Annotated in this window: 22 protein-coding genes, 1 pseudogene and 1 riboswitch; of the genes and pseudogenes, 3 read left to right on the plus strand and 20 right to left on the minus strand. The window is 38.5% G+C overall.

Annotated features, from left to right (window positions below):
* Positions 1-17: 17 nt before the first annotated feature.
* The 4 genes and pseudogenes from AC3WSO_RS15670 to AC3WSO_RS15685 form a co-directional block, all read right to left on the minus strand.
* Entirely contained in the window at positions 18-905 is an 888-nt protein-coding gene (locus AC3WSO_RS15670; protein WP_492532103.1) for an amidase, read from the minus strand.
* 44 nt (positions 906-949) lie between these two features.
* Positions 950-1,039: riboswitch (cyclic di-GMP riboswitch) on the minus strand.
* Between the two features lie 155 nt (positions 1,040-1,194).
* Positions 1,195-1,400: pseudogene (locus AC3WSO_RS15675) on the minus strand (DUF6366 family protein).
* Between the two features lie 275 nt (positions 1,401-1,675).
* The gene (locus AC3WSO_RS15680; RefSeq protein ID WP_053483746.1) at positions 1,676-2,164 is read right to left on the minus strand and encodes a chemotaxis protein CheW; all 489 of its coding nucleotides are present in this window, start codon (positions 2,162-2,164) and stop codon (positions 1,676-1,678) included.
* 25 nt (positions 2,165-2,189) lie between these two features.
* On the minus strand, positions 2,190-3,305 hold the full coding sequence (locus AC3WSO_RS15685; RefSeq protein WP_492532105.1) for a M20/M25/M40 family metallo-hydrolase: 1,116 nt from the start codon (positions 3,303-3,305) through the stop codon (positions 2,190-2,192).
* Positions 3,306-3,826: 521 nt separating this feature from the next.
* Between AC3WSO_RS15685 and AC3WSO_RS15690 the strand changes: the two genes are divergently transcribed.
* Positions 3,827-4,099: a hypothetical protein gene (locus AC3WSO_RS15690; RefSeq protein ID WP_492534384.1), complete on the plus strand. Its 273-nt coding sequence runs from the start codon at positions 3,827-3,829 to the stop codon at positions 4,097-4,099.
* 205 nt (positions 4,100-4,304) lie between these two features.
* Here the strand turns inward: AC3WSO_RS15690 and AC3WSO_RS15695 are convergent, their stop codons facing one another.
* The 3 genes from AC3WSO_RS15695 to mce all read right to left on the minus strand — a co-directional run bounded on the left by AC3WSO_RS15695 (position 4,305) and on the right by mce (position 7,371).
* On the minus strand, positions 4,305-5,252 hold the full coding sequence (locus AC3WSO_RS15695) for a hypothetical protein (RefSeq protein ID WP_492532107.1): 948 nt from the start codon (positions 5,250-5,252) through the stop codon (positions 4,305-4,307).
* Between the two features lie 152 nt (positions 5,253-5,404).
* Complete coding sequence (locus tag AC3WSO_RS15700) at positions 5,405-6,952, minus strand: acyl-CoA carboxylase subunit beta (RefSeq protein WP_492532109.1); 1,548 nt, start codon at positions 6,950-6,952, stop codon at positions 5,405-5,407.
* A 5-nt stretch (positions 6,953-6,957) separates the two neighbouring features.
* Positions 6,958-7,371 carry a methylmalonyl-CoA epimerase gene (gene mce, locus AC3WSO_RS15705; RefSeq protein WP_100544426.1) on the minus strand — a complete coding sequence of 138 codons (414 nt, stop codon included), beginning with the start codon at positions 7,369-7,371 and terminating at the stop codon, positions 6,958-6,960.
* Positions 7,372-7,496: 125 nt separating this feature from the next.
* Here mce and prli42 point away from each other — a divergent pair, with 125 nt between their 5' ends.
* Entirely contained in the window at positions 7,497-7,592 is a 96-nt protein-coding gene (prli42, locus tag AC3WSO_RS15710; protein ID WP_323647026.1) for a stressosome-associated protein Prli42, read from the plus strand.
* A 20-nt stretch (positions 7,593-7,612) separates the two neighbouring features.
* On the opposite strand, the gene AC3WSO_RS15715 is transcribed toward prli42, so the two are convergent.
* The 10 genes from AC3WSO_RS15715 to AC3WSO_RS15760 form a co-directional block, all read right to left on the minus strand.
* Positions 7,613-8,590 (minus strand): aromatic acid exporter family protein, encoded by a 978-nt coding sequence (locus AC3WSO_RS15715; RefSeq protein ID WP_492532110.1) that lies wholly within the window; start codon positions 8,588-8,590, stop codon positions 7,613-7,615.
* Positions 8,591-8,817: 227 nt separating this feature from the next.
* A complete protein-coding gene (locus AC3WSO_RS15720) occupies positions 8,818-9,258 on the minus strand; it encodes a BrxA/BrxB family bacilliredoxin (protein ID WP_197141043.1) in 441 nt (146 codons plus the stop codon).
* A 192-nt stretch (positions 9,259-9,450) separates the two neighbouring features.
* The gene (meaB, locus tag AC3WSO_RS15725) at positions 9,451-10,548 is read right to left on the minus strand and encodes a methylmalonyl Co-A mutase-associated GTPase MeaB (RefSeq protein WP_492532112.1); all 1,098 of its coding nucleotides are present in this window, start codon (positions 10,546-10,548) and stop codon (positions 9,451-9,453) included.
* A complete protein-coding gene (gene scpA, locus AC3WSO_RS15730) occupies positions 10,548-12,701 on the minus strand; it encodes a methylmalonyl-CoA mutase (RefSeq protein WP_492532113.1) in 2,154 nt (717 codons plus the stop codon). The genes meaB and scpA overlap by 1 nt, the downstream gene beginning before the upstream one ends.
* Positions 12,698-14,389: a methylmalonyl-CoA mutase family protein gene (locus tag AC3WSO_RS15735; RefSeq protein ID WP_492532115.1), complete on the minus strand. Its 1,692-nt coding sequence runs from the start codon at positions 14,387-14,389 to the stop codon at positions 12,698-12,700. The genes scpA and AC3WSO_RS15735 overlap by 4 nt, the downstream gene beginning before the upstream one ends.
* 132 nt (positions 14,390-14,521) lie before the next feature.
* On the minus strand, positions 14,522-15,865 hold the full coding sequence (locus AC3WSO_RS15740; RefSeq protein WP_492532117.1) for a dihydrolipoamide acetyltransferase family protein: 1,344 nt from the start codon (positions 15,863-15,865) through the stop codon (positions 14,522-14,524).
* 315 nt (positions 15,866-16,180) lie between these two features.
* Positions 16,181-17,164 carry an alpha-ketoacid dehydrogenase subunit beta gene (locus AC3WSO_RS15745; protein ID WP_492532118.1) on the minus strand — a complete coding sequence of 328 codons (984 nt, stop codon included), beginning with the start codon at positions 17,162-17,164 and terminating at the stop codon, positions 16,181-16,183.
* Positions 17,164-18,180, minus strand: a complete 1,017-nt coding sequence (locus AC3WSO_RS15750; protein WP_492532120.1) for a thiamine pyrophosphate-dependent dehydrogenase E1 component subunit alpha — start codon at positions 18,178-18,180, stop codon at positions 17,164-17,166. Before AC3WSO_RS15750 ends, AC3WSO_RS15745 begins: the two co-directional genes overlap by 1 nt.
* Before the next feature lie 234 nt (positions 18,181-18,414).
* Positions 18,415-19,842, minus strand: coding sequence for a dihydrolipoyl dehydrogenase (gene lpdA / locus AC3WSO_RS15755; RefSeq protein ID WP_492532122.1), 1,428 nt, complete (start codon positions 19,840-19,842; stop codon positions 18,415-18,417).
* 108 nt (positions 19,843-19,950) lie between these two features.
* Positions 19,951-21,045, minus strand: coding sequence for a Leu/Phe/Val dehydrogenase (locus tag AC3WSO_RS15760; protein ID WP_492532124.1), 1,095 nt, complete (start codon positions 21,043-21,045; stop codon positions 19,951-19,953).
* A 562-nt stretch (positions 21,046-21,607) separates the two neighbouring features.
* Here AC3WSO_RS15760 and AC3WSO_RS15765 point away from each other — a divergent pair.
* Complete coding sequence (locus AC3WSO_RS15765; protein ID WP_079561768.1) at positions 21,608-21,844, plus strand: DUF2627 domain-containing protein; 237 nt, start codon at positions 21,608-21,610, stop codon at positions 21,842-21,844.
* A gap of 133 nt (positions 21,845-21,977) precedes the next feature.
* Here the strand turns inward: AC3WSO_RS15765 and AC3WSO_RS15770 are convergent, their stop codons facing one another.
* From AC3WSO_RS15770 to AC3WSO_RS15780, 3 genes are all read right to left on the minus strand, one after another.
* Positions 21,978-22,703, minus strand: a complete 726-nt coding sequence (locus tag AC3WSO_RS15770; protein ID WP_492532126.1) for a glycerophosphodiester phosphodiesterase — start codon at positions 22,701-22,703, stop codon at positions 21,978-21,980.
* Positions 22,696-24,267: a flagellar assembly protein A gene (locus AC3WSO_RS15775; protein WP_492532128.1), complete on the minus strand. Its 1,572-nt coding sequence runs from the start codon at positions 24,265-24,267 to the stop codon at positions 22,696-22,698. The genes AC3WSO_RS15770 and AC3WSO_RS15775 overlap by 8 nt, the downstream gene beginning before the upstream one ends.
* Before the next feature lie 363 nt (positions 24,268-24,630).
* Positions 24,631-24,822, minus strand: coding sequence for a hypothetical protein (locus tag AC3WSO_RS15780; protein ID WP_492532130.1), 192 nt, complete (start codon positions 24,820-24,822; stop codon positions 24,631-24,633).
* Positions 24,823-24,900: the final 78 nt, after the last annotated feature.

The following is a 24,900-nucleotide window of genomic DNA, read 5'->3' on the forward strand; positions in this document are numbered from 1 at the left end:
CGCTGGAGAGGATTTTTTTACGGCTTCATATTCATCCAACTATCAACATTATGAATGGCAAAACCATTATAGCTTGTCTTATTTGCATACTGTTTATGAACTTGTGCTAACTGTTTATTCATATAGGTTTCTCCATTATCATAGAAGGTAATATTTTTCCCTTCATCAGAGGCTCCTGTTTCCACACTAATAACAATTGATTTATTTACTTTGATTGCATAGTTTATTTCATGTTCAACAATTTTAATAATGTCTTTAGCAGCATTTCGATAAGCCATTATTGAGATACTTTCCACTTGGTCAATAACCCAGTCCGCTAATAAACCTTGACCAAATTGGTTATTGTATGAAACTTCGTCAAACCAAAACGGCATATCTACTTCTAAAGGCAATTGTAATTGCTCAGTATCTCCTTTCGCTCTAGTAATGAGCGCTTGATAGGATTCAATCGATTTTTCTTGGTTCGAGCTCCAACCACGATTTAAGTAAGGCTCCACATCGAGATGAACTCCAGAAAATCGCTCTGTTGCTACTGCATTTTCATTATATGATTGTATCCAATCAAACAGCTGATCCTGCATTTTATAGCCATCTGCTGATACCCAGCTTGCAGAACCATCCAACGCATATACTTTTATTCCTTTTGTTGTAGCTTTATTAATAAAACTTTTGTAATCATTACTTGCTATATCTCTATTAATTTGTAAATATAATTTCTTTACTTGTTTTCCTTCTAAAAATGAGAGTACCCCTGATTCATCTTCGACGATTTTTGTCGTATCCCATAACCAAGTAGCCTTATCTTGCATGGACTTTGCGTCTACCTTTCCCATTGTTAATCCTAGCATACCTACAATTGTTACTATAAAAACAATAATTGTTTTTGATAGTGAACGACTTACCATATAAACACATCTCCATTCTATTTGCCGTGGCTCGTAGAATAGAACCTGGCAACCTGACGATCATGCACTAATAATAGTGTTTAGACTCACGGCTTTGCGTCCTCCCCTTTCGGTGAAGTTTGCCTTTTACAGTAGTTTTCTTTCCTTACATAATACGACGTTAAAATGTAGATGTCTGTAGGTATTACGCATAAATTTTAATAACAACTTTCAACTAGAAAAAAAGAACACAGGTTATTTTTACTATATCAACATACAAACGTAGAAGAGATTATCTATAAATATTCCTTTAACTGAAAAACAATTTGTACGTAATGTATCCTAAAAATAACACTAAAATTAATACTAGCGTTTCCTTCCAACCCATACCATTTAAATTCCCACTACTTCCCCTATTTACACCATCGTTTAAGCACCCGTAGGATTGTTTTTTAATTCACTTTGTCTTAAATGTTCTCTTTTTTCTTCTGGCGTTTCCTCTTTCTTCGAATCCATGTGACGAATACCTCCCAAAATTAATAGTTAATTATTTATATGAAAGATATCTTTTGATGATGGGATCCTGTAGATAGAGAACCGCAGACTAAGAGCTCAGTTCATTGGACACCCTCAGTAACTGTCGGAACGGAAAACCCCCTTGTTTTGGTGATGTACTTCAAGACACTCACAAAAAGAAGTTAAAAAAGAGACAGAATCACATAATTGTAATTCTGTCTAGACCACTAACTTTGATGTGTATTATTGAATTAATATTTAGCTTTTTAAAATACTCAAGCCTCTACATTTTCTTTTTCATTTTCAAGCATTTTGTGCAAATAATTAATTATTTCACGTATACCTTCTAATGAATTCACAAGTATTTTTGGGTCAACGTAAGTAATCATACGATTTTCTAGATTTGCCACAGCTGTAAAGTACCGTGTTTTTGAATAATTGACTAGTCCCATCTGTTTTAATACCGACTCATCAAAATCAAGAATTTCACGAGCTTCTGTGACAAGTAATCCATAATTCACAACATCCGTGTTCAACACAATAATACGTGCTGTTGCAGCATTAGAGGAACGATTATAAAGAATACGCTCAAAATCAAGCACTGGTACAAGCTCACCACGAATCCTTGTGAAACCTAGAAGATAATTAGGCAAATGAGGAATCGGTGTTACTTGCTCTAACTTTTCAATCGAAATCGCTTGCTCCACAGGCACTGCATATTCCTCTGTACCACAAGCAAAAACTACTGCCTTCACACTTTCCATGCGGTCACATCCTTCGATTCTGTTGTTATTTTTTCGCAGATTCTTTTACGATTTCAACAAGTAAATCTGCTAATTTTTCTAATTCTTCTACTGGGATCTTTTCATTTGTTGTATGAATGTCCTCGTATCCAACAGAAAGATTGACTGTAGGGATGCCAAAACCTGCAATAACATTAGCATCAGAACCTCCGCCTGAAATACCTAGCTTTGGTGTGCGATTGATGTTCTGTGCTGCTGCCATCGCTACTTGAACAACTTTATCTGATTCTGTTACACGGAATCCAGGATACATTAGCTTTACTTCAACCTCTGCCTTTGCTCCTAATGAAGCAGCAACTTGCTCAAACGTCTCCTGCATATGCTGAGTTTGTGCATCTAACTTCGCTTTATCGATTGAACGAGCTTCTGCAAGAATCGTTACTTCATCACACACAATATTTGTTGCCTGACCACCCTCAAAGCGACCAATATTTGCTGTTGTTTCTTCATCTAATCGACCTAGCTTCATTTTTGCAATACATTTAGAAGCAACCGTAATCGCTGAAATTCCTTTTTCTGGAGCAACACCAGCGTGCGCTGTTTTACCAATTATTTTAACGGAAAGTTTCGCTTGGAATGGAGCTGCTGTGACAATTCCTCCTACTTTACCATCACTGTCTACCGCAAAGCCATATTTCGCCTTAATTTTAGATGGATCTAACTCTTTAGCGCCAACAAGGCCACTTTCCTCGCCAGCTGTAATTATAAATTCAATATCACCGTGTTCGATATTTTGCTCTTTTAAGCGTTTAGCCATTTCAAATAATGCAGCGATACCAGCTTTGTCATCAGCACCTAAAATAGTTGTACCATCTGAAACAATATAGCCATCTTCACGAAGAGATGGTTTAATCCCTTTACCTGGGACAACTGTATCCATATGAGAAGTAAAATAAATTGGTTCGATATCTAATGAACCTTTTAGCGTAGCAAGTATATTACCTGCTCCATGCCCGTTTCTAGTATGCGCATCATCTTGTTCGACTGTAAAACCAAGCGCTGTTAGTTTGTCGACTAAAACCGGCGCAATCACTTGTTCATATTTTGTTTCTGAATCGATTTGTACGAGCTCAAAAAACTCTTCTACTAAACGACTTGTCATGTTGTAGGACTCCCTTAGTTTACGTGTTTTTCCACGTCATAGTTATCTTCTATATTTTAGCATACTGCTGCGTTTGGGAAAATAAAACGATTACATTGTTTTTCAATTGATGGTTGCAATTATCCGCTTCTATTTGATTCGCAAATTATAGAAGGGTAAAAGTACCGATATTTGTGAAAGCACCTTTTTCAGCTTGTAAGGAAAGGAGAGCACTTAACATATACGAAAATGGCTGAACAATTTAGACTGGACGGTTAGATGACAAACATGACAATTCAAGTTTTAGTTATCTTAATTGTACAGGACAGAACCGTCCATGAAGAATTAACACTGCTTACCTCAGGAAAACGAATAGCTGAAATGTAAATCACCAAGATTTAATAAGTATTATTTATTTATGGTAGTTAGCTTTTAAAGCGAACTTTGTAATGGAAAATTACGTTAAAATATTTTATAGATTATTAACCTTTAATTGGGGAGAGTGGTGACTTGAAGAAAAAAGTTATAATTTTGTTTCTTTGTTGATTGTAATTATTTTGTTGCATTCAACACCAAGTATAGCATTAAGAACACATATATTTTTTATGGGTTATCCAAAAGCCGCAATGTCTTCAGGAATTATTGAAGATAAAGAACATAATGAAGTAGATAAAGATAAATTTGCCGAATTAAATGCCAAAGCATACACCCTAACAAATCCTCCAATAGAAAAAGCTACTCATGGCGAATTAAGAAACTTTCTTGTGAGGAAATTCGGCTTTTTACATTTTGCAGAGTACTACGGTGATACTTAATAACCTTCGTCAGTAAACTAGGGCTTTACACAAAAAAACACTCAGATTACTGAGCGTTTTTTTGTGCCGTTTATTTTACTAAATTGCTGTTAAAATAAGTCTTAATGAGGTTGTTATTTACTTTACTTTTACTGTTTTTCTCCCGATGAACCAAACCCGTTAGAAACAGGGAAAATCTTTTCACATTTTACTTTACATCTACGATTTAAAAGATCGCTTCTTTTTCTTTTTGCAAAGACTGCAAATAATCATCTGCCTTATTATGTTTATCCTGTAGACGCAAAATTGTATTATGTACATCATCTTGTACACGAGAAACCTGATCTCTTGCAGTGGATATTTTAGAATGGACAGACCAAGCTGAAAAAATATCATCAAAGAAATAGTCAGCAAATTTTACAAATCCATCTGTATCAACTTGTAATGATTTCGTTGACATATCATGTACATCCAGCAGTTCGTTATGGAAGCGTTGTAACGCAATTTGAGCATTGTGAAGATAATTTTCGGTCTTATCCAGTGCATCATGCTTTAAATGCGTAACAAAGAATCCTCCACCAAAAAACGTATCCCAAGTTGAATATCCATTAGCGGAATGCAAGGACTCCGCTGCTTGTCCAAGCTCTGTAAGTGCTGTTTCACCAGCCGCTTCTGCTTCCTTTATCTCAATCAGTAATAGTTTCGTAAGCATTTCCTCCTGAGCCAATTGTTCAAGCCTTTTTGCCTGTTCAGGCTCATGGATTTGTAAGTAACCTTTCTTTTTAGCATTTAATTGGCTTAGCGCTTCTTGTAACTCTTGTTCATTAATTTGAGAAAGCTTGGTGTTTATTTGCCCCAAATCATGCGTCAAATCAGCATCCATCTTCTTTGCTTCATTTATTTTTAGTTCAAGAATAGCTGCTTTATCAATTTTTTCTGCACGTAGTTCATCTTGTTGCCCTGTCCACGTACGAATCATATTCCTAAAAGAAAAGCCTTCTAACTTATCGAGTCTTAAACGAATTTGATTGAGTGCTTTAGAATGTTTGTCAATTTCCTGTTGGGCATGCCCGATTTGCTGTTCAATTAAAACCTTTTGTTCACTTAATCTACTGGCAGTTCTTAATTGCGCATGTATTATTCCTTGCTCTTTTTGTAATTGTTTCCATTCCATTCATCTCAACTCCTCTTACATATATATACGGATGAAATGCAAATACGTTTCAATTACCTGTCACTTCTAATAAAATCTTTTATTATTTAAAGTTAGTACAAGTCAAAAAGAAAAGCCTAGCAATCCGAACGGATACTAGGCTTGTACAATTTTTATAGAGGAATGTTTCCGTGCTTTTTCTCTGGACGTGTTTCGTGTTTGTTCGCTAACATATCTAGCCCTTGAATTAGCTTAATACGTGTATCACGTGGATCGATAACATCGTCTACCATACCGCGAGATGCAGCAACGTATGGGTTTGCGAATTTTTCTTTATATTCTTCAATTTTCGCAGCACGCGTTGCTTCTGGATCTTCTGATTTGGCAATTTCACGTGCGAAGATAATATTAGCTGCACCTGCCGCACCCATAACAGCAATTTCTGCGTTAGGCCAAGCAAATACTAAATCAGCCCCAATTGATTTAGAGTTAAGCGCTACGTACGCACCGCCGTATGCTTTACGCAGAATCACTGTAATTTTTGGTACAGTTGCTTCTGAGTATGCATAAAGGATTTTCGCTCCGTGACGGATGATACCCCCATGTTCTTGTTTAACGCCTGGGAAGAAACCAGAAACGTCTTCAAATGTGATGATTGGTATATTGTAAGCATCACAAGTACGAATGAAACGAGCAGCCTTGTCTGAAGAATCAATATCTAACCCACCAGCTAATACTTTAGGTTGGTTACATACTAGACCAACTGATTCACCAGCAATACGCGCAAAACCAACTACTACGTTTTTCGCAAATTCTGAATGCACTTCCATAAATGAATCTTCGTCCACGATTTGCTCAACTACTTTACGAACATCATAAGGACGAGTTGTTTCGATTGGTACCGTATCCACGATTTCTGGACGATAGTCATCACCCTCTGGACGTGCCTGACGTGGAGCTTTTTCTTTATTATTTTGTGGTAAGTAGCTTAATAGTTTCTTAATTTGATCAATCGCTGTTTCTTCAGAAGGTGCGCGGAAGTGTGCGTTACCACTTATAGCGTTGTTTACTTTAGAACCACCTAAATCTTCAGCAGAGATTTTTTCACCTGTTACCGTTTCGATAACTTTAGGTCCTGTAATAAACATTTGAGATGTTTTATCAACCATTAGAATGAAGTCTGTAATTGCTGGAGAATATACCGCCCCACCAGCACATGGTCCCATGATAACTGAGATTTGCGGAATTACCCCAGAGTAGATTGCATTTCGATAGAAAATATGACCATAACCATCAAGTGAAAGTACGCCCTCTTGAATACGAGCACCACCTGAATCATTAATACCGATAAATGGTGTACCATTTTTTGCTGCTAGATCCATTACTGTTGCCATTTTTTTGGCGTGCATTTCGCCAAGTGCTCCACCAAATACTGTGAAGTCTTGAGAGAATAAGTATACTGGACGTCCATTAATTTTACCGAAACCAGTTACTACTCCGTCACCAGGACCTTCCATCTTGTCCATGCCGAAGTCTACTGTACGGTGTGTAATGAATGGGTTGATCTCGAAAAATGTACCTTCGTCTAGTAATAATTCAATACGCTCACGAGCAGTTAATTTGCCTTTATCATGTTGCTTCTCGATGCGCTCATAGCCGCCACCAAGTTCAATTACTGTCTTACGGTCATACAACTCATTAATTTTGTCGAACATATCCATACTGATCACTTATCCCCTTTTCCACTTTTATCGCATAACTCATATAACACACCGAAAGATGATTTCGGGTGCATAAAAGCAACCTCTGCACCACCAGCACCTGGTCCTGGCTCTTCTGATAAAAGACGTACGCCTTTTTCACGAAGCTCCGCCATACGCTCACGAATCCCCGTTACACCGAAAGCTACATGGTGAATACCTTCTCCACGTTTTTCGATGAATCCATGAATAGTACTTTTTTCACTCATCGGTTCTAATAACTCAATTTTTACATTACCCGCATCTATGAATGCAACACGAACCTGTTGAGATTCTACTTCTTCCACTTTTAGCAGCTTTAAGCCTAAAGTTTCTGTATAATATGTAATGCGTTCATCAAGATCACGCACTGCAATCCCAATATGATCTACTCTCTCCATGGTGACATCTCCTTCTGTTATGGTACATAATCTATTTTACAGACTTTTTCGTCAAAACTCTACTACTTGAGAAATTTTTCAGATTTGCTAAACTATTTATAAGAAAAGAAGGAGCGAACGAGCATATGAGTAATAAAAAATTTCAAAAAATCGTAGTTTATACGATGGTTGCGATCATGGTAATTTCAACTCTAGCATTCGGCTTATCGATGATAGTTTAATGAAAGGTTAGGCGTCCGCATTACTGCGGGCGCTTTTTCTTTACCTTTAATCCCTTAAAAGACTGCTTTATTTCTAAATATCGATCCATTTCCTCAATAAATTGATAAAGTGCCGCTTGTGCTAAAAATTGCTCATGATTTTTCGGCAATGGTAATTGAGCGAAATCTATCTTTACTTGCTCTAATTTTTCTCTAAAATGACTAGCCGTATTTCCTGAATGAACATGTTCACCGAGGTCTTGTAAAAAGTCAGCAACGATCACAGCCTCTTGTACTATAACAGGAAGTGCCGTTATTTTAGGAAGAACTCGATCGATAATTTCTAACTGCTGTTCACGCATATCAAAATACACGTAGTAGTCATTTTCTCGCCTCGTAAAATGATTTTCAACATCTTTAAATGCTAGGGATTTTGCACTATTCAATACTTTAATCGCTTCAATAATTTCCTGCCCATCCCACAAAGTATCGCCTTCTCTTAAATAGTTGGCAATTTCTAAAAAGATCTTACTGTAAAGTTCCTCAATTTTAACTCGATAGTAATTTAATTCCTTTTGAATGTCTGGCATATACATATTTATAGCTATTCCCGTACCATAACCAATTGCCATTAATGCGAATTCATTATATACAAGTGCTAATGAAAAGCTTTTAGCTGCATATATATGCATGATAATAACTGCACTAGAGACAAAGCCATCCGCTACCCTTAATGACACAATTGTTGGTATAAAAATGAGTAGCATACCTGCTAACGCAAGTGGATGATAGGAAAATAGCTCAAAGCTCAAAAATGCATAAAACATTGCGATAATACTTGCGACAAATCGTGTATAAGCAGCATGAAGGGATTTTTTCTTCGTTGGCTGTACACATAATATTGTTAGAATACCAGCAGATGCATAAGAAGCTAATTCAAAGTATTGGGCAATGGCAATAGCGAGTGCTGCGCCAAATGCCGTTTTTAATGTACGATAGCCGATTGAAAACTTCTTCAAGTCGACTGCCTCCTATCTTTTAGTACTCTACTTATTTTATTCAATTTAAAGAAAACTATAAGCTGATCGTTTAGCCAATATTACAAAAATTCTAAATGCAATTCTACTGAAATCAGTGGAGAAAACGATGCTAATTCGGAGAATTTTTTAGTAGTAAGACTCCGCAGACATTTTATAGCCTGCGGAGTTTTCTGGTAAATGAATAGCTTTTCTATAATTGAATAAAATTAAAGTTCGTCGCAGTATTCCTCAAAGTTTGCTTGTAAGTTTGTTACTACTGACATTGGGTCATGACCTTCAATTTCATAGCGTCCAACTTCTGCTACTACTTGTCCATCCTTTAATAACACAAATGATGGAGAAGATGGTAAATGATCTTCACCGAAGTGATAACGAGCAGCTGCAGTTGCTTCTTTGTCTTGACCAGCAAACACCGTTACAAGATGATCTGGACGTTTATCGTAATGTACGCATTGTGCTGCTGATGGACGTGCGATACCTCCTGCACAGCCGCATACTGAGTTTACCATAACTAATGTTGTACCTGGGCGAGCAAACGCCTCTTCAACAGCTTCAGGCGTGCGAAGCTGCTCATAACCAGCAGCCTCAATTTCTGCACGTGCTGTTTTTAAAATTTCTTGCATAAATAAATCGTAATCCATATTCATAAAGCGATAGCTCCTTTCAAATTCGCGTGATCATCATCAATCTACCTCGGCATAATTACATCCGGAGGCTTTCATTTTTTTCAGCTGAAAGTAGTGAAACTTACTAGCTTTAGATATTCGACGCTCATACATCTCCTATCATAGCAGTTAGTGACGAATTTGTGCACCTACTTGCTCATATATTAGATGATATTATTTCTGTGATTGTTCATCGCTAAATAAACGGTCTACACCTTGTGTAACTGTCAACTGCCCATTTAAAATTTGACGTTCTAAAAGCTGCACTTGTGCTTTCCGTTCTGGATTACCATAAAACATATCGATTAACTGGTCGGTGATCATCGATTGGAACCAATCTCTTGTCTGATTTTGACGTCTGATTGACCAGTAATTATTTGCCTCAACGATTTGTCTGAATTCCCCTATTGTATTCCAGACTTTTTCGAGACCACGTTTTTCCCACGAGCTTACCGGCATAGCTGTGGACATCCAACCTGGTGTTGCAGGCTGTAAGAAATGTAAAATTTGCTTGTACTCGGATACCGTTTTTTTAGCCAGACGAACATTATCACCATCAGCCTTATGAACAACAATGGCATCCGCTAACTCCATAATGCCCTTCTTCATGCCTTGTAACTCGTCTCCAGCACCTGTTAAAACTAACAGCAAGAAGAAATCAACCATCCCTCGGACATACGTTTCACTTTGTCCAACACCAACTGTTTCTATTAAAATGACATCATAGCCAGCCGCTTCACAAACAAGCATCGTTTCACGCGTCTTTTTATGAACACCCCCTAGGGTACCAGCTGATGGAGAGGGACGAACAAAAGCATTAGGTTTTTTCACGAGCTCCTCCATTCGAGTTTTATCACCTAAAATACTTCCTCCAGATAAAGAAGAGCTCGGATCGATTGCAAGGACTGCCACTTTTTTCCCTAACTCACAAAGCATCGTTCCGAAAGCCTCAATGAACGAACTCTTTCCTGCACCAGGAACACCTGTTATCCCAATGCGGACACTGTTCCCTGTATGTGGTAGAAGCTCTTGTAAGAGTTCTTGTGCTTGCACTTTATGTGTTGCATTTGAACTTTCAATGAGTGTAATAGCTTTTGACAAGTGTGTACGAGAGCTTGCACGTACTTCTCGTGCAAGCTCCTGTATGTTTAATCTGTCTGCTTTTTTCTTTCGAAATTTTTTCGGTGTACCATATTGCATTCCGTCGTGAGTTGCCTCTACTCCGTCCATAACAAATAGCGCACTTTCAGGCATTCCTTTGTTTTTGTCCATTATTCAGACACTTCCTCATAGCCTAAACGTTTGTAAATCTCTTCAATAATCTTTTGCGCAGATACAGGAATAACTGTACCTGGTCCAAAAATTGCTACTGCTCCAGCGTCATAAAGGAATTCATAATCTTGTGCTGGAATAACACCACCAACAATAATAATGATATCTCCGCGGCCCAATTTTTCTAGCTCTGCTACTAATTCAGGAACTAGTGTTTTATGACCGGCTGCTAATGAAGAAACACCAATGACATGAACATCGTTTTCCACAGCCATTTGAGCTGCTTCAGCAGGTGTCATAAATAATGGTGAAATATCTACGTCAAAGCCTAAGTCAGCATAGCCTGTCGCTACAACTTTTGCACCACGGTCATGTCCATCTTGTCCCATTTTCGCTACTAAAATACGTGGACGACGACCCTCATTTTCAAGGAACTCCTCTGTCATTTGTTTCACTTCAACAATTTGCTCTTCATCTGAGAAGTTTGCAGAGTAAACGCCAGAGATGGAACGGATTACTGCCTTATGGCGACCTGAAACAACTTCGATTGCATCAGAAATTTCACCTAAAGAAGCACGAGCACGCGCTGCATCTACAGCTACCGCTAATAAGTTTTCTTCACCATCTTGCGCCGCTTTTGTTAATCGAGCTAGATGTTTTTGTACTTCTGCTTCATCACGAGCTGCTTTCATTGCATCTAAACGTTCAATTTGCTTTTGACGAACTAATGTATTATCAATGTCAAGAATGTCGATAGGTTCTTCTTTTTCTAAACGGTATTTGTTTACCCCAACGATTGTTTCTGTTTTAGAGTCGATTTTCGCTTGACGTTTTGCCGCAGCCTCTTCGACTTTCATTTTTGGTAGGCCTGTTTCAATCGCTTTCGCCATACCGCCTAGTTCTTCTATTTCTTCAATTAATGCCCACGCTGATTTTGTAATCTCGTCTGTTAATTTCTCCACATAGTACGAACCGCCCCACGGATCAATGACCTTTGTCATTGCCGTTTCTTCTTGTAGGAACAGCTGTGTATTACGTGCAATACGTGCAGAGAAATCAGTTGGTAGGGCAATCGCTTCATCAAGTGCATTTGTGTGAAGAGATTGCGTATGCCCCATTGAAGACGCATTTGCTTCAATTAATGTACGTGCCACATTGTTAAATGGATCTTGCTCTGTTAAAGACCAACCAGATGTTTGTGAATGTGTACGAAGTGCTAATGTCTTAGGATTTTTCGGATTAAACGTTGACATCATTTGTGCCCAAATTCGACGCGCAGCACGCATTTTCGCAACTTCCATGTAATAGTTCATACCGATTGCCCAGAAGAATGATAGACGCGGTGCAAAGGCATCAATATCGATTCCAGCTTTTAGCCCTGTACGAACATATTCAAGACCATCTGCTAGTGTATAAGCAAGCTCGATGTCATTTGTTGCTCCCGCTTCTTGAATATGGTAACCAGAGATCGAAATTGAGTTAAATTTCGGCATATATTTCGCTGTATATTCAAAAATATCTGCAATAATTTTCATAGACATTGCTGGTGGATAAATATATGTGTTACGAACCATGTATTCTTTTAAAATATCATTTTGAATCGTACCCGCTAATTGGTCTGGTGTAACACCTTGCTCTTCAGCAGCAACGATATAGAATGCAAGAACTGGTAATACAGCACCATTCATTGTCATAGAAACTGACATTTGATCCAAAGGAATTTGGTCAAATAAAATTTTCATATCCTCTACGGAGTCAATCGCTACTCCAGCTTTACCAACATCCCCTGTTACACGAGGATGATCGGAGTCATAGCCACGGTGAGTTGCTAAGTCAAAGGCAACTGAAAGACCTTTTTGACCCATTGCTAGATTACGTTTGTAGAATGCATTTGATTCTTCAGCTGTTGAGAAACCAGCATATTGGCGAACAGTCCAAGGACGAGCTACATACATAGTAGGGTATGGACCGCGCGTATTCGGCGCAATACCAGCTACATCATTTAAATGTTTTGCCTCTTTAATATCTTCTTTTGTGTACATATCTTTAATTTCGATACCTTCATTGGTCATGAATTTTTCTTCTGACGCTTGAGGTGCTTCGGCAGCTAAAACTTTTTCAATTTCAACTGCACTAAAATTTGGCTTGCTCATCGTTGGACCTCCTTCATGCTAGCGAACACTGAGTTTAATTTTTCGATGATGTTCTGTCCTGCGAAAATAAAGCCGTTTAAGCCATTTGCTAACCAAGCTTCTTCTTCGTCTTTAAATTTACCTGCAACGTCAACAATTACGTTAGCTGGTTTACCTGCTAAAATGGCTGGTACTAATTCTTTAGTATCGTCATCATTACCTGAAATCACCACATATGTTGCTTCTGTAGAGTTTAACCAAGCTAATGCTTCTTCAGCTGTAGCAATTGGTTCACTTTTTTCTGGCACAAGCCCTACTGTGTTTAAGAAACCTGACACGAAATCAGCACGTGGTTTTGAGCTTTTTAGTGTTCCTAATGCCAAGATTCCTGTTTTCATATTTGCCGCTGTCATTTCCGCACGTAACTGCTCAAAAGGTTTAGCAATTCGCTTAATTTCTGCAAATGCTGGGTTTGTTTCGCTTTCAAGGACATCTGCCGGATTAGCATAAATATTTGTACCTATTAATGATTGCTTACGAGTTTGTACAGCATTGATACGAGCTTTATAGGATTTTTCTATTTCCTCAGTAAGCTTTCCAGACGCAGTGTAAGCATCAATGCCTCCAGCTGCTTCAATTTCTAAGAATAATGCCCAAGCTTCTGTCACAAAATCTGCTGTTAATGACTCAATAAAGTAGGAGCCACCAGCTGGGTCTATAACTTTTAAAACATTTGTTTCTTCTTTTAAGATTAAAGATACATTACGTGCAATACGAATCGATTGATCGGTTGGTTTCGTTAATGCATCATGAGGGTGAACTGTAAAGACATCCGCGCCACCAATTAAACCAGAAAGAGCTTCATTTGCAGAACGTAATAAGTTTACATAAACATCCAGCTTTGAGAAGCTTCTTAACGATGTTTCAGCAATCGTTGGAACTTTTACGCAATTAGATACTCCATATACAGATGAGAACGCTTTCCAAAGTACTTTAAAAGCACGGAGTTTAGCAATCTCTGTAAAGAACTGTGTATCCACTGCAAATGATACATAAAACTTCTTCGCAAACGCTTCAAAGCTTTCTTCTTGATTTGCGTATTTTACGGCTAATGCAAGTGCATAAGCTAACTCTTGCACTGCGTTTGCGCCTTCATTATGATAAACCGTTGTGTCCGCACCGACTGAGCGCACGTTCGGGAAACTATTTAAAGAGATAGGATTTTTCGATACGATGAAGCCTTTTACAGCTTCTCGCTGGTTATCTGCTATTTTGTCGAATACTGCTAATAATGGGTCATTTGAATTTTCAACCGATATTTTAAACGAATATTCAGAGAAATAAGTCGATAATTGTGCCACTACTTCTTCAGTCCATTCAAAATTCACACGGCTATCAATTGTTACTACTTCATTGCCCCGAGCTAAGCTATCATCAAGCTGTATGAAAAATGCATCGCTTGTTTCAGCATATATTTGCTGTGCCACTCGAAATGCTTCGTTATTTTGTAGGGAACGGATCGTAGCAACTTGTTTATCAAGTTCTTCTCCAAGTTTTGCTACTAAACTTTCTTGGGTGTAAAGAGGTTCTAATGTAATACCTTCACTCGTTTTCGTTAAAAGAGACTCGAATGGTTTCCCTTTTAAAGCCTTGATTGCTGCATCTTGCCATTCTGAATAGGACGGCTTTTCAAATTCAATATTTTTCATGTTGTTTGACATGCGGACGCTTAATCAGCTTCCCCCCTTAGTAGTTTCTATTTGTTATTCTACATGACAAATTGCGACTCGCAAAGCAAAAAAAAATCGGAAACCGTTATATAACAGGCTTCCGAGAAGTCATCAGTAGACTGACGTTGAAGATTTATTTGTATTTTCGAGTATTTCTTTAACTCTATTTAGGAATTTACCACAAACAAGTCCGTCAAGAACTCGATGATCTAAAGATAAACATAAATTCACAATATCTCGTGCTGCGAACATTCCACCAGGTAAAATAACTGGTTTTTTTACAATACTTTCCACCTGTAGGATGGCCGCTTGTGGGTAATTAATGATGCCCATCGACTGAACAGAGCCGAATGCACCCGTATTATTAACCGTAAATGTACCACCTTTTATATCATCCATCGACAATTTTCCAGCACGGACTTTCCCTGCAAGCTCATGAATTTCCTTCGCAATGCCTTTAATCGATTTTTCATCAGCGTGTTTTATAACAGGAACAAATAACGCATCATCCGTTGCGACTGCAATGGAAATATTGATGTCATGCTTTTGAATAATTTTGTCCTCTGCCCACATAGAGTTCATCATCGGAAATTCCTTTAGAGCTTGGGCAACAGCTTTTACAAAGAAAGCAAAATACGTAATATTAAATCCTTCTTTTTGCTTAAACTCAGCCTTTATGCTATCACGATATGCTACTAAATCTGTGACGTCCACTTCCATCATCATCCATGCATGTGGCACTTCATGAACACTTCGTACCATATTATTGGCGATCGCACGGCGCACCTTCGTTACTGGAATTTCAATATCGCCTGCTTGAATTGGTTGTGTAAATGTGGCCGCTTTCGTATTTTCTTGTGCTGCATGTGTTGTAACTGGTGCTGATTGTGGAACTTTTTCATCGACTACAGGCGATGTTTCCACTAGAGGCGTTGGCACATTCCTCGTTTCAATCAGTTTCATTAAGTCTTTTCTTGTAATACGTCCACCTTCACCAGTACCTGTGATTTGATCAAGGGCAATTTCATACTCTTGTGCAAGTCGAAGAACAGCTGGTGAATAACGTACTTTATCCTGACGAACTGTTTTTTGCGATTCTTTTGTAGCAGTAGGTGGTTGTTGAGTCTCTTGTTTCTTTTGTACACCTGCATTTAAAATGGCCGTACTTACCGTTGATTTTTTAGTTGGAGGTGGTGGAGGTAACTCACTGTCACCTGCTATTTCAACGGAACAAACAACTGCACCAACCGGTAACGTTTGCCCTTCCTCTGCAAGTAGCTCTGATATGACTCCTTCAAAAGAAGATGGGATTTCTGCATTTACTTTATCTGTAACAACTTCTGCTAGCGGATCATATTTTTTTACTGTATCACCTGGTTTGACAAGCCATTTTTCAATCGTACCTTCTGTTACACTTTCGCCGAGCTGTGGCATTGTAATATTTTGAATAGCCATCATCTATTCCCCCCATCAATTATGCCTAGGTGTAATTGTCTCTATCAAATTACTATCATATTTATACTATACTATCACCATAAAGTGGGGTTGATTTCCGTACCGACTTACCGCTCTCCTAGGGGCGTCCAATAAACCCCAAGGAGGAGTCACCCAGTCTCAACTCCAATCAACTTATATACACGACATAACGTTTTAAGAAATGTCATCCCGAACTTTCGATGAAGAGTATTAAAATACCTGTGATATTAATAAACTTTCTTTTAAAAGCTTCTATTACCACATGCGTGGATAACAGAAATAGATCCATTTATATTAGAATGCGGCAAGTTCTCGCATCGCACGCTCTACTTTATCCGGGTTGATCATAAAATATTTTTCCATCGTCGGTGCGTACGGCATTGCTGGAACATCTGGTCCTGCAAGACGCTGAATTGGTGCATCGAGTTCAAATAAACAATGCTCTGCAATGATTGCTGCAACTTCACTCATAATGCTACCTTCTTTATTATCCTCAGTAACTAGTAAAACTTTACCTGTTTTACTTACCGCCTCAATGATTGCCTCTTTATCAAGTGGATAAACCGTGCGTAAGTCAAGAATATGCGCTGAAATACCATCTGCTGCTAGACGCTCTGCAGCTTGTAATGCAAAATGGACTGCTAAACCATACGTAATAACAGTAACGTCCTCCCCTTCCCGCTTAACATCTGCCTTACCAATCGGCAATGTGTAATCGTCTACTGGGACTTCGCCTTTAATAAGACGATATGCACGCTTATGCTCAAAAAATAGCACTGGATCTTCATCGCGGATCGCTGCTTTTAATAAGCCTTTAGCATCATACGGTGTTGAAGGTATAACAATTTTTAACCCTGGTGTTCCTGCAAAAAGCGCCTCTACAGATTGCGAATGGTAAAGCGCTCCGTGAATACCTCCACCAAATGGTGCACGTATAACCATCGGGCAAGACCAATCATTGTTTGAACGATAGCGGATTTTTGCTGCCTCAGAAACAATTTGGTTAACTGCAGGCATGATGAAGTCAGCGAATTGCATTTCGGCAATTGGACGCATTCCATACATCGCAGCACCAATACCAACACCTGCAATAGCACTCTCTGCAAGAGGTGTGTCAAGTACCCGATGTTCACCAAATTGATCGTAAAGGCCTGCTGTCGCTTTGAAAACCCCACCTTTACGACCAACGTCCTCTCCTAAAATGAAAACACGCTCATCACGTTCCATCTCTTCCTTCATCGCTAATGTAATCGCATCAATATAAGACATTACTGCCATTACACGTCACCTCCGTCCACTGGTGCATATACGTATTTCATAGCATGGCCTGGTGGTGCATATGGAGCAGCTTCTGCATAATCTGTTGCTTCATTCACCTCTGCCATGACACGTTCTTCTATTTCAGAACGAAGTTTTTCCGTCATAACTCCAGTATCCATTAGATACTTTTCAAATAACAAAATTGGATCCTTTGCCTTTCCTTCAGCTATATCCTCAGCAGTTCGATATTGACGATCATCGTCATCCGAAGAATGGGCCGTTAAGCGATACGTCACGGTCTCTATTAAACTTGGTCCTTCACCTCTACGAGCACGATCAGCCGCTTCTTTCACAACCTTATAGACTTGCAACGGACATTTCCCATCAACTGTAACACCTGGCATACCATAGCCAATACCACGATCTGACACTTTCGCACAGCCTAATTGACGTTCAACTGGCACGGAAATTGCATATTGATTATTTTCTACCATTATTACTACTGGAAGTTTATGCACTCCTGCGAAGTTCGCACCTTCATGGAAATCACCTTGGTTAGATGAACCTTCACCGAGTGTAACGAAAGTAATAAACTCTTCCTTTTGTAGGCGCCCTGCTAAAGCTACTCCCACCGCATGTGGAACTTGTGTCGTAACTGGCGAAGAACCTGTTAAAATACGATTTTTCTTATGTCCAAAATGACCTGGCATTTGGCGCCCACCAGAGTTCGGATCTTCTGCTTTAGCAAATGCAGATAACATCAATTCTCTCGGTGTCATACCAAAATGTAAAACAACACCCATATCACGATAATAAGGTGCAATATAATCTTTGTTATGATCAAGAGCAAAGGCTGCCCCTACTTGCGCTGCCTCCTGACCTTGACAAGAAATAACAAACGGAATTTTACCAGAACGATTTAATAACCACATTCGTTCATCTAGTCTTCTTGCCATTAACATCGTTTCGAATATTGCAAGCACATCTTCATTTGTTAACCCTAAATCCTCATGCTTAATCTGAACATCTTGCATACAAACACCCCTTTCGAACGTTTCGCTTTCGCTACAAAAACACCTTCTGGATACAAATAACTAAAGCAATTATGGCTCTTCATCAAAATATGTACTTGATTGTACATTCCACTCCAGAAAGGACGTTTTCCACGAACGACGTCACCTTCCTCTATGAGCACTTATATCAATCTACCTGTTAATCAAGAACAGATTTTTGTTTTGACCCTAAACTTTAGTTAAAAACTACGAATCTTAAAAATGAATGGCGCGATGATCAACCGCTAACGCCGATTCCGCTAGCACCTCATTCAGTGACGGATGTGGATGAATGGCCTGACTTATTTCCCAAGGCGTTGCATCCAATAATTTAGCAAGCGATGCTTCTCCAATTAAATCAGTCACATGTGGTCCTACCATATGAATACCCAAAATATCATTCGTTTCTTCATCAGCAACAATCTTTACAAAACCATCTGTCTCTCCATTAACTAGTGCTTTTCCGATCGCCTTGAACGGAAACTTACCAACCTTCAATGAATAACCTTGCTCTTGTGCATCTCTTTCTGTTAAGCCAATACTTGCGACCTCAGGGTATGAATAAACACATTTCGGAACATTTAGAACATCAAGTCCCTCTGTTTTACCCGTTGCAATATGCTCAATAGCAGACACCCCTTCGTGTGATGCAACATGTGCTAATTGTAAGCCACCGATAACATCCCCTATGGCATACATATGTGATTCCTTCGTTTGATACGAATCATTGACTTTGATAAATCCATTTTCTACTTCTATTTCTGTATTTTCTATACCAATACCTTGTGTATTGGCTTCACGTCCAACACAAAGCAATAATTTATCTGCCTCAAATAATTCATCCTTATCATTTACTTTTGCAGAAATGAAAACGTTATCATTTTCAATTTTAAAGGATCCCGAATCTAAGCGAGCGTTCGTCACAATGCGGACGCCTCTTTTTTCAAGTTGCTTCGTTACTTCTTTGACAATATCCGCATCCTCTGCAGGTAAAATGGATGGCCCATATTCAATAACCGTTACGTAAACCCCAAAATCGCAAAGCATCGAGGCCCATTCAATTCCAATAACTCCTCCTCCAACAATTAACAACGACTTTGGCAGTTCTTCCATTTCCAATGCATGATCAGAGTTCATCACATATTTACCATCAACCGTTAGTCCCGCCATTCCTCTTGGCTTTGATCCTGTAGCAATGACCACATTTGTTGGAACTAGCATTTCATTTTCATCGCCATTACTCATTTCAACTGAAATAGTGCCAGGCATCGGTGAGAAAATAGATGGACCTAAAATTCGCCCTAATCCCTGATAAACGTCTATTTTGCCCTTTTTCATCAGTGAATTCACACCTTGGCTCAATTGCTCAACAATAGCTTGCTTCCTTTCTTGCACTTTGTCGAATTGCAATGTAACCCCTTCTATATCAACACCATATTCAGCCGCAGTTTTATTTGCCATACGATACACTTCAGCACTTCGAAGTAAGGCCTTACTTGGTATACAGCCTTTATGCAAGCATGTTCCACCCAGTCGTTCACGTTCGACAATAGCTGTTTTCAAGCCCAACTGTGCAGCTCGAATTGCAGCTACATAGCCCCCTGTACCTCCGCCTAAAATGACAACATCATAGTTTTGAGCCATATAGATTCCCCCTTGTGAGAAAAATGCTAATCATTCGTGTAATCTATTAATTTACAATAAAGTTAGAAGAAGTCGACAATGCGACTTCTTTCAACGAATAAGCGGTTATTAACGACCGTGTAAAATATTTTTTTCATTTTTTAAGAATTGGCTACGAGACTTTGATACTCGAGCGATACGTTCTTCTGCTAAACGATTAGCTGCTACATACGTCGGTACACCATCACGTTTAGAAATCGCGAAGATTTTTTCAAGGCTATCGTAAATACCTTCGACACGTTTCATTGCACGTTCACGGTTATATCCATATAATTCATCAGCTACATTTATTACTCCACCAGCATTAATTACATAATCAGGTGCATAAACTATCTCTAATTCATGTAAATAATCACCATGTCGAGAATCCTGTAATTGGTTATTGGCAGAACCTGCGATAACCTTTGCTTTTAGCTGCGGAATCGTTTCATCATTTAAAATCGCCCCTAATGCACAAGGTGCGAAAATATCAACTTCCTGTGAATAGATTTCCTCCGGTGCTACAGCAGTCGCATCAAAATCATTCACAACGCGATCAATTGCCACTTGATTAATGTCTGTAACAACAAGTTTTGCTCCTTCATTATGTAAATATTCGCAAAGCTTGTAGGCTACGTTTCCTAAACCTTGTACAGAAATAGTACGTCCCTCTAATGAATCAGATCCAAATGCTTCTTTTGCTGCTGCTTTCATTCCAAGGTAAACGCCGTATGCAGTTACTGGTGAAGGGTTTCCTGATGAACCAAAAGCAGGGGAAATTCCCGTTACATAATTTGTTTCCTCATGCATTAAATCCATATCTGTCACTGTTGTACCTACATCTTCTGCCGTAATATATCGACCATTAAGCCCTTGGATAAAACGTCCTAGTGCACGGAACATTTCTTCATTTTTATCTTTAAATGGGTCACCGATAATAACCGTTTTTCCACCGCCAAGGTTTAAACCAGCTGCAGCATTTTTATAAGTCATCCCTCTTGCTAAACGCAATGCATCCTCTATCGCATTTTCTTCTGATGCATATGTCCACATACGTGCCCCGCCTAATGCTGGTCCAAGTGTTGTGTCATGGATAGCGATAATCGCTTTTAACCCTGATGCTTCATCTTGGCAAAATACCAATTGTTCATAATCATACTTTTCCATATACTTGAAGATTTCCATGAAAACTCGCCCCTTTGCTTTGGAAAGTACATCCCCAAATGCCCATTCCAATTCAGTATAATTAGTGTATCAATTATGCCTCGGCATAACTTCGTCCAGAATCAGTTTTGTGCATAGGCCTGCACGAGGGCCGACACGATGTCGGTCATTTCGGTAATACCACAGGACGTGGCGTTTTTACCGACGCAGGTAAGTTATCCGTTATCGCATGGATGCGATGATTTTAGGCTAACACCCTATATTGAATTTTTTTCCAATTCTGTGACATCCGCCGGAGGCTTTAAATTCTTTTACCAGGTATTTAGACACCTGCTGAAAGAATTTAAAATTGTTTAACAATGGATAATATTGCTCCATTTAATTTTACAATACTGACAATTTCACAATTTAGCAACTATTATTACATTTTCTTGTTTAAGTAAGAATTTTCTAAAGATTCAGTTACAAACATCGCGTTTTGTCTTACTTGTTTTTGGGTTCCTCAGTTCCATAGTTTTATAACGTTTCTTGACATTCCAATATCCACAGGTACAATTAAACTTAGGAATAAGGAGGGACATGCATGGCTCGTTTTGCTGCATTTATAGTAATGCTTATTCCCGGTCTTATGGCTGCAGGTGGCATTAAATTTATGCGTGATACATTATTCGGTAAGCTCATTTCACCTTTCCCATTTTTATGGCTACAATTTGTCGTTGGCATTATTCTTTTTGTTATAGGCTTTGGCTTTTTCGCAGGTTTTTTACTTCACCGCGATCGGAAAAATGGAAAAGTGGCTCCGCGCTTCCAAAAAAAATAAAAATAGCTATCCTAATAAGTCTCAACAACTTATTGGATAGCTATTTTTTTCTTCATTCAAAATCTTCTGCCACACTGTTTATCTGTAGCGAAAGCGAAGCGCGAGAGCAACGATTTTACCGAGGCGACATTGATTAACGTTGTTGTCGCTTAATCACTTTATCTGGAAAATCAGAAATCCAACCAATTACAGAAGGATGGGGATTTGTTAAAAACGCTTCATTCCCATCAATTGCATAAAAACGACATGCTTTATCACTCGCTACACAAGCCTCTAAATATCTTGGTTTATAATATCTTTTATGCATATGAACACTATCAATTGCTTTGTAATCACGAAGCAAATCCCATTTTATTTTTTTAGTTGCTATAAGTGCTGTTTCAAAGTCTGGCTTATATTGTTTCACAATCTCTAAAAGCTCATAGTGAAACGATGAAAAATGACTGCCAACAGGCAAAATAAGCCCATGTAGCATTTGAATAAGTGCGCTTTTATTATCAAGGAGTGTTGATTTTAATTCAATATTAAGTGGGATCTGTTGAGAATTTGCCCATGCTAAAACAACTTCAAACGTCGGAATTTTATTCGTTGAAAATAATCGTCTCCACGGCTTCCCAAGTTTAAAGCTTATTAGCTCCTCTTTCGTACATTCGTTCACAAGCTTATTGATGCCGACTAATCTTGATAGCTGTGGATCATGAAACACTACTGGAATGCCCTCTTTTGAAAGCTGGATATCTAATTCAATTCCATCTGCCCCTAGCTCTAACGCCTTTTCAAAAGACTTCAAAGTATTTTCAAGTGCATACGCAGATGCCCCACGATGAGCAAATACAGGAATAAAAGATTCACTAAGCATTTAACTCACCAAATTCAATAAGAAATTTACCCTTTTTAATCTTACTTAATAAGGAAGATTTTTTGCCAATTTGAATATAGGTACCAGGATGCGCTTCCTTCGTAACAGTAATCTCCTCTTTTCCAGCATGGCGCATTTCATCCATTATGAGTTTAACCTCACGATCAATGGTCACTGCATCCGCTTTCAATTTTGTTAAAATTTGTTTTGTACCCTCAAATGTAGCTATTTGCTCCTTAGTCATTTGGTTAAGGAGTGGCAGTAAGCTTTTAATTTTTCCCTCGTGCTCAGCGATTTCTGATTGGAGTTGCTTAAGCTTTCCCGCCTTCTCTTGCATAATAGAATAGCTTTCTTGTTTATTGACGCTTTCAATAATTAAATCAGTTCGACGCTCTAAACGATTGCCTGAGATGGCCGTAACGATTGTATTTTTGGCTACTGCACGGCCCCCAATAATTTTTCCTTTTCGTTCGTCCACAAAGATAGAATGGGCAGTGAGCTGGGAACCCAATGCATAAGATCCTATATGAATGCTATCAGCTGCAACTAGATTTGCTTCATTGACATGCTTAACGAAAATATTGCCACCTGCCTCTACAAGCGTTGACCCTAGTCCAAAAATCCCTCCGCGAATATAGACGTCGCCTTCAAGGGATTTAATCAGTTTGGCACCGCTTACACCTTCGGCACCCTCGATGGAAATATCTCCAGTAGCAATGACTGTATAGCCTGATGTAACTGTTCCTCTAATACTTAAAGAGCCATTAAATTCGAGATTCCCTGTTTCAACGCCAACGTCTCCATTAATTGGCAAATGCCTATTAACACCGATCATGCCTTTGACATCATCTAATACACCAGCTATTTTTGAACGGATGACAATCTTGCCATCCTCTTCCACCTCATAAGCCGATTTTTTATCATATCTTATAGGAAAATCACGACCCGGTACTGCAGCCATTATTTCACCTAGTACATTTTCCCCTGGTTTACCTAACGTCGCAGGGATTTTCTCGCCTAGCCACGAACCTTCGGATATTTCAGAAATAAAGTTCATGTCATAATAATCAGCTTTGCCATCTTCGCGAATTACTGGCTTTCTCTCTGGTTTAGGTAAATATGTAATTTGTGCATCTGTTCCTGCTACTGGTTGTGTACCTTGAGCAATTAAAAATGCTTTTCCTGTCTCAATGTTAGAAATATCAAAATCTAATATGCCGTGAACAATTCCTTCATTTTTGATAGTTTCCAAAACTTGTTCCGTTAATTTCTCTTTATTCTTTAGAATAAAGTCATGTGTTTCATAGATAAATATTGAGGCAGACATTTTATCTCTTGCAACTTCAGCTTCAACGTTAGGAAGCCAGCGTCCAATTTCAACAGGGCTTGTGCTTTCAGCTGCTAAGACATTTTTTAATATTGAAAAATTTGATAATTTGAGTCGGGGATGACTTCGTAAAATACTATCAAATTCTTTTAATGGAAAACCGGCACTGTAAGTAAGTATATACACCTTTCCATTTTCTTCCGTTATTTCGAATTTATCATTTCGAACTAGAATCAAGCTACCTCCTCCTTCCCTCTAACTGTAAGTATATACAATCTATTTACATTTGTTTAGAGACAATTGTCACTACTCAGAAAGAAGATACACATACTTTATAAGTAATATTCATATCCAATATTTTCATTTTAATATGATAATTAGGTGATTTATACTATACAAAAGTAATATTTTACTCAGTCTTTAAAATTTCACTGTCCAAATTGTATGAATTTCACTATTAACAATCAGGAAATTTATTAAATCTTCAACCAACTCGAAAAACTGATAATATATCTGTCATAATTTTCATAATCTTACTTAGGACTTCAATACTAACAAACATCCCTCGGAAACCATTTATACAAAGTCGAATGATAGTTCCTAATCTTTTTCCATAATAGACTCAATGCGCAAATGGGCGTCTAATTGATCAAAATTCAAGAGCTGCTCACGTGTCATATAGTAAACGCTTATGCTTCCATTCATTCCAAGTCGCACTTCAAATAAATTATCTTCTATCTGCGTTATTTCTAACGAGTTTTTTTCGTCAAGCTGTATGTTTACGCTTTTCATCTTTTATCACCCCAAATCAATTATACCTCGGTATAATTGTGTCCGGAATAGGCATTGGGCCAATCCGATGTTGATCAC

This window comes from Lysinibacillus sp. EB106-09-02-XG168, from assembly GCF_058791475.1.